This is a genomic window from Agromyces sp. NDB4Y10, assembly GCF_001620055.1.
Lineage (GTDB): Bacteria > Actinomycetota > Actinomycetes > Actinomycetales > Microbacteriaceae > Agromyces > Agromyces indicus.
On sequence record NZ_LQGY01000050.1, the window covers coordinates 75,656 to 81,655 of the forward strand.

7 protein-coding genes are annotated in these 6,000 nt (G+C 72.8%); 3 read left to right on the plus strand and 4 right to left on the minus strand.

The genetic code is table 11. The features are described from left to right. Positions 1–130 precede the first annotated feature (130 nt). From AVP42_RS11840 to AVP42_RS11850, 3 genes are read left to right on the plus strand one after another with little or no spacing between them, the layout of a single operon-like run. Positions 131–889 (plus strand): TetR family transcriptional regulator, encoded by a 759-nt coding sequence (locus AVP42_RS11840; RefSeq protein WP_067949277.1) that lies wholly within the window; start codon positions 131–133, stop codon positions 887–889. Between the two features lie 41 nt (positions 890–930). Further along, positions 931–1,908: an ABC transporter ATP-binding protein gene (locus AVP42_RS11845; RefSeq protein WP_067949279.1), complete on the plus strand. Its 978-nt coding sequence runs from the start codon at positions 931–933 to the stop codon at positions 1,906–1,908. Further along, a complete protein-coding gene (locus AVP42_RS11850; RefSeq protein WP_067949281.1) occupies positions 1,905–2,702 on the plus strand; it encodes an ABC transporter permease subunit in 798 nt (265 codons plus the stop codon). The genes AVP42_RS11845 and AVP42_RS11850 overlap by 4 nt, the downstream gene beginning before the upstream one ends. 61 nt (positions 2,703–2,763) lie before the next feature. Here AVP42_RS11850 and AVP42_RS11855 read toward each other — a convergent pair whose 3' ends face one another. The 4 genes from AVP42_RS11855 to AVP42_RS16730 form a co-directional block, all read right to left on the minus strand. Continuing rightward, positions 2,764–3,585, minus strand: coding sequence for a CoA ester lyase (locus tag AVP42_RS11855; RefSeq protein ID WP_067949283.1), 822 nt, complete (start codon positions 3,583–3,585; stop codon positions 2,764–2,766). After that, complete coding sequence (locus AVP42_RS11860) at positions 3,582–4,127, minus strand: MaoC family dehydratase (RefSeq protein ID WP_067949285.1); 546 nt, start codon at positions 4,125–4,127, stop codon at positions 3,582–3,584. Before AVP42_RS11860 ends, AVP42_RS11855 begins: the two co-directional genes overlap by 4 nt. 54 nt (positions 4,128–4,181) lie before the next feature. After that, positions 4,182–5,348 (minus strand): acyl-CoA dehydrogenase family protein, encoded by a 1,167-nt coding sequence (locus AVP42_RS11865; protein ID WP_067949308.1) that lies wholly within the window; start codon positions 5,346–5,348, stop codon positions 4,182–4,184. 164 nt (positions 5,349–5,512) lie between these two features. After that, positions 5,513–6,000 (minus strand): acetyl-CoA carboxylase biotin carboxyl carrier protein subunit (locus AVP42_RS16730; RefSeq protein ID WP_197467014.1); only part of this gene is annotated, 488 nt, incomplete at its 5' end.

Genomic DNA, 6,000 nt, shown 5'->3' on the forward strand with positions numbered 1-6,000 from the left:
TATCGAAACGTTGGTGAACACGGTGCCCCGGGCGGTCCGGAGCCGCATCGTCCGTTCGGTTGACCGCCGCGAGCGCGCGCGAGCCGAACGCCTCTTGCGGTGCATTGAACAAGCGTTTAGCATCCTGAACGTGCGTTCAATCCCCGCCGCTGACGCGACCACCGTCGCACGCATCCGAGCCGCCGCCGTGGCGCGGTTCGGACGCCACGGCTTCGCGCGCACGAGCGTCCGCGAGATCGCGAGCGACGCGGGCGTGAGCCCCGGCCTCGTCATCCACCACTTCGGCTCGAAGGAGGGATTGCGCCGCGCCTGCGACGAGTGGATGGTCGCGCAGCTGATCGGCGAGAAGGCCCGCCTCGGCGACACCGAGGTCGCCTCCACGATCCGGGAATGGCTCGACGACCCGGGACGCTTCCGCGGCTACCTCGACTACGTCGGCATGATGCTCGCCGACGGCACGGGCGGCGGCGACCGGCTCTTCGACCTCCTGCTCGCCGAGACCCGGGCCATGCTCGAGGAGGGGGTCGCCTCCGGCGCCATGCGCGAGAGCTCCGACCCCGAACTCCGGGCCGTACTCGTGACCGTGCACGGCCTCGCCCCGCTGCTGCTGCGCGAGCACCTCGCGCGCGTGCTGGGGGCCCCGCTCGACGACCCCGCGACCGTACGGCGCATGACGCTGCCGACGCTCGAGCTCTACACCCACGGCCTCTACGCCGACACCCGCATCCTCGATGCCGCGCGCTCGGCGATCGCCGACGTCGGCGACGGCCACGCGGTGGCCCACCCCGAGGCGGCCGTCCCGGCCGACCGGGTGCGTTCCGACAAGGGCCCCGGCAACCCGAACCAGGACCCCGACCCGCCGACCGGTGACGACGCCGCGCGCCACTGAGGCGCGGCATCCGCTCTCGTCATCGACTCGAAGGGACCTCCATGGACACCACCACCGACGCGGCCGTCACCACGCGCGGCCTCGTCAAGCGCTACGGCACGAACACCGCCCTCCACGGCATCGACCTCGACATCCCGCGCGGCAGCGTCTTCGGCATGATCGGACCGAACGGCGCCGGCAAGACCACCACGATGCGCCTGCTGCTCGACATCCTGCGGCCGAGCGCCGGCGAGCTGCGGGTGCTCGGCGAGACGCCGCGCCTCGGCGGGGCCGCACTCCGCCGACGGATCGGCTACCTGCCCGGTGAGCTGCACCTGGCGACGCGGGTGAAGGGGCGCGAGCTCCTGGCGCACTACGCCGAGATCTCGGGGCCCGTGCGTCCCGGTGCCGTCGACGCGCTCGCCGACCGGCTCGGCGTGGACCTCGGCCGTCCCGTCCGCAGCCTCTCGAAGGGCAACAAGCAGAAGATCGGCCTCATCCAGGCCTTCATGCACGAGCCGGAGCTGCTGGTGCTCGACGAGCCGACGAGCGGGCTCGACCCGCTGGTGCAGCAGGAGTTCCACGCGATGCTGCACGAGGCGAAGGCGAACGGCCAGACCGTCTTCCTGTCGTCGCACGTGCTCAGCGAGGTGCAGCAGACCGCGCACGAGATCGCGATCCTGAAGCAGGGGCGCATCGTCGAGCGGTCCACGGTCGCCGCGCTCCGCGAGGACGCGGTGCGGCACGTCCGGCTCGTCGTGGCCGAAGCGGATGCCGCGGCGGCCCGTGCGACGCTCGACGCGCTGCCCGGCGTGAGCGGCGTGGCCCCGGCGGGCGACGGTCCGGGCACCGTCGCGTTCTCGGCCACGCTCGACGCGCACGTCGACGCCTTCGTGAAGGCCGTCGCCCGGCTCGACGTGGTCGACCTGACGGTGGAGGAGCCCGACCTCGAGGAGATGGTGCTCGCCTACTACGGCACCGACCTCACGGCCGACGCCGACGACGCCGAGGGCACGACGCGGAAGGGGGCGCGGCGATGAACACGGTCCTCCCCCTCTTCCGGCGTTCGCTCGCCGACGGCTGGCGCGGGCTCCTCGGCTGGACCGGGGGCCTGCTCGTCGCCCTGTTCCTGTACCTGCCGCTCTACCCGTCGTTCGGCGGCAACGGCCAGCTGCAGGAGATCGTCGACATGATGCCGCCGGAGCTCGTGCAGTCGCTCGGGTACGACCAGATCGGCTCGGGCCCCGGATACGTCCAGGCGACGTTCTACGGGCTCATCGGTTTCGTGCTCGCGACGATCGCCGCGGTCGGCTGGGGCACCGGCGCCATCGCGAACGACGAGGAGAACGGCCAGCTCGAACTCACCCTCGCGCACGGCGTGACCCGCGGACAGCTCTACGCCGAGCGGACGGCCGCCGTGCTCGTCAAGCTCGCGTGGCTCGCGCTCGTGAGCGTCGTCGTCGTCATGGTCCTGAACGAGCCGTCCGAGCTCGGCATCGAGTTCGGCGACCTCGTCGCGACCGCCGTGGCCTACTTCGGCCTCGTCGCCCTGAGCGCCGCGGCCGCCATCGCGGTCGGCGGCCTGACCGGCCGACGCACCTGGTCGCTCGGCGCGGGCGCGGGGATCGCCGTGTACGGCTACGCGATGAACGCGCTCGGCAACCAGGGCGAGGACGTCCGGTGGCTGCACGACTGGTCGCCGTACAGCTGGGCGTACGCGGACGCGCCGCTCGAGAACGGCTGGAGCGAGCTGACCTGGCTGCTGTTCGCCGTGTCCGCGGTGCTGCTCGTTCTCGGCTGGCTCGTGTTCCGCCGCCGCGACGTGGCGGTGTGACCGAGAACGGATGCCGCGGCGCGCGCCCGGCACACGGGCGTCGCGTCGCGGCATCCGTCGGTTACGATCGCGCCCGCCGCACGACGGCCTCGGCCTGGCGCATGAGCGGCGCGTCGACCATCTGCCCCCGAAACGAGAACACGCCGTCGCGCTCGCGCACCGCCGCCTCGGCCAGCAGCGCCCGTGCCCAGGCGAGCCGCTCCGGGTCGGGAGCGTACGCCTCGCGCACGACCGCGACCTGGTCGGGGTGCACGCACGCGGTCGCCCGGAAACCGAGCGCTGCGGCGTCCTCCGCCTCGGCCCGGAGGCCCTCGGCGTCGGCGAGGTCGAGGTGGACCGCGTCGATCGCGGCGACGCCGTGCGCGCCCGCCGCGAGCAGCACCTGGGACCTGGCGTGCTGCGCGACGTCGCGATACCGGCCGTCGGCGTGCCGGCTCGACCCGCCGCCGAGCGACGCGACGAGGTCCTCCGCACCCCACATCAGCGCCGAGACGATCGGCACGTGCGCGATCTCCGCGGCGGCGAGCACGCCGCGCGCGGTCTCGCACAGGGCGATCACGTCGTAGCCGTGCAGGCCGACGAGGTCGGCGGTGCCCTCGGCCTTGGCGAGCATCACCGTGCGGTAGGGGGTGCGGCGGAGCGCCTGGAGGTCGTCGACGAGATGCGGTGTCGACGCCGGGTTGACGCGCACGATGACCTTGTCGGGGTCGATCGGGTTCGCCACGAGCGACTCGCGCGCGGCCGACTTGGCCGGTTCGGCGACCGCGTCCTCGAGGTCGAGGATCACCGCGTCGGCCCGCTCGGCCGCCTTGGCGTAGCGGTCGGGCCGGTCGGCCGGGCAGAACAGCAGCGCCGGGCCGAACGGGAACGCGGGGTGGCTCATGCGTCCGCCCCCGCCTGGCGCTCCCCCGCCTCGCGCAACCACATCATGACGTTGCGCGTCGCCTTCGCCACCACCACGCCGTCCTGGTTACGGCCGATGTGGTGCAGCGTGACGATCCCCTGCCCGGGCCGCGACGAGCTCTCCCGCTTGTCGACCACGATCGTCTCGCTGTACAGCGTGTCGCCGTGGTGCAGCGGCGCGGGGAACGCGACCTCGCTGAACCCGAGGTTGGCCACGATGGTCCCCTGCGTGAGCTGGGTCACCGACGCGCCCACGATCGTCGCGAGCGTGAACATCGAGTTCACGAGCCGCTCGCCGAACGGCTGCCCTGCCGACCATGCGGCGTCGAGGTGCAGCGCCTGCGTGTTCATCGTCAGCGTCGTGAACAGCACGTTGTCGGCCTCGGTCACGGTCCGGCCCGGCCGGTGCAGGTACCGCGTGCCGGGTTCGAACTCCTCGAACCACAGTCCGCGCTGCACGACCTCGTTCGTCACCTCGGGGATCCCGGGGGTCTCGTTCGCCGTGGGGGTCGCACCCGCCATCGCCGGCTCCCTTCCGCCGCGACGCGCCGCCGCGGCATCCGCTCGTCTCGAACGCTACCCGGCGAGGCCGAGTTCGCGCGCGATGATCATGAGCTGCACCTCGGTCGTGCCCTCGCCGACCTCGAGGATCTTGGAGTCGCGGTAGTGGCGGGCGACCACGTTCTCGTTGAGGAAGCCGGCACCGCCCCAGATGTGCGACGCGTCGCGGGCGTTGGCCATGGCGGCCTCGCTCGAGATGAGCTTGGCGAGCGACGCCTCCATCTTGAACGGCAGGCCGGCGTCCATCTTGCGGGCCGCGTCGTACCAGGCGAGCCGGGCCTGGTGCACGCGCGCCTGCATGCGGGCGATCATGAACTGGATGTGCTGGTGCGTCGCGATCGGCGTGTTGAACACGATCCGCTCCTTGGCGCGGATGATCGCCTGCTCGAGGCAGCCCTGCGCCGCGCCCGTCGCGAGCGCCGCGAACGCGATGCGGCCCTCGTCGAGGCAGCGGAGGAAGTTCGCGTAGCCGCGACCGCGCTCGCCCACGAGGTTCTCCTTCGGCACGCGCACGTTGGTGAACTTGAGCGGGTGCGTGTCGGAGGTGTTCCAGCCGACCTTGTCGTAGCCCGGCAGCACCTCGAAGCCGGGGGTGCCGTTCGGCACGATGATGGCCGAGAGCTCCTTCTTGACCGACCCGTCGGGGCGGGTCTCCTCGCCCGTCACGGCGATGATGGTGACGATCTTCGTGATCGGGGTGCCGGAGTTGGTGATGTACTGCTTCGAGCCGTTGATGACCCACTCGTCGCCGTCGAGCACGGCCGTGGTCTCGGTGGCGCCCGCGTCCGAGCCGGCGTTCGCCTCGGTGAGGCCGAAGCCCGCGAGCGCGCGGCCGGCCACGAGGTCGGGCATCCACTTCGCGCGCTGCTCGTCGGTGCCGAAGCGGTAGATGGGCATCACGCCGAGGCCGATGCCGGCCTCGAGGGTGACGCCGATCGACTGGTCGACGCGGCCGAGCGCCTCCACGGCGAGGCAGAACTCGAAGTAGCTGCGGCCGCCGCCGCCGACCTCCTCGGGGAAGGGCAGGGCGAACAGGCCCATCTCGCCCATCTGGTGGATGATCTCGATCGGCAGGCGCCGCTGGGTGTCGTACTCGAACGAGGCGGGGGCGACGACGGTGTCGGCGAAGTCCCGCACGCGGTCGTAGAGGTCCTGCTCCTCGGCGCTCAGGTTGAGGTTCATGCTGCTGCTCCTCGGTGCTGCTCGGTGGGGGCTCGGGCCCGCCGTGGTGTCGATGTCGGTGAGCTGGTCGTCGAGGGCCTGCTCCTCGGCGCTGAGGTTGGGGTTCACCGTGCTGCTCCTTGGTCTCGGTGGTCGGTGGGACCGCCCCTCGTGGGGGCGGGGGTTCAGGGGGCGACGGATGCCGCGGCGCCGGCCTCGACGGGCGCGGCGTCGCCGCCGTCGCCGTCGTGTTCGACGCTCGCCACGACCTGGTCGCGGGCGACCTGGTCGCCGACGGCGACGCGGATGCGGACCACGCCGGGCGCCTCGGCGGTGACGCGGTGCTCCATCTTCATGGCCTCGATCGCGAGCACCGCCTGACCGGCCTCGACTCGGTCGCCGTCGGCGACCAGCACGGTCGTGACGCTCCCGGGCATCGGCGCGCGGAGGTCGGGGTCGGCGGAGCCGCCGCGCTCGAGCTGGGCGAGGCGGGCCGTGAGCGCCGCGCGACGATCCGGGCGCGGGAAGGATGCGGCGCGGCCCTCGGCGTGCACCCAGACGGTCCCGTCGGCGCCGGTCGCGATCACCGCGCGCTCGAGCGCCTCGTCGTCCGCGAGACCTGCGGCCGCGGCGGGCGCCACGCCGCCGACGCGCCAGCCGCGTTCACGCTGCC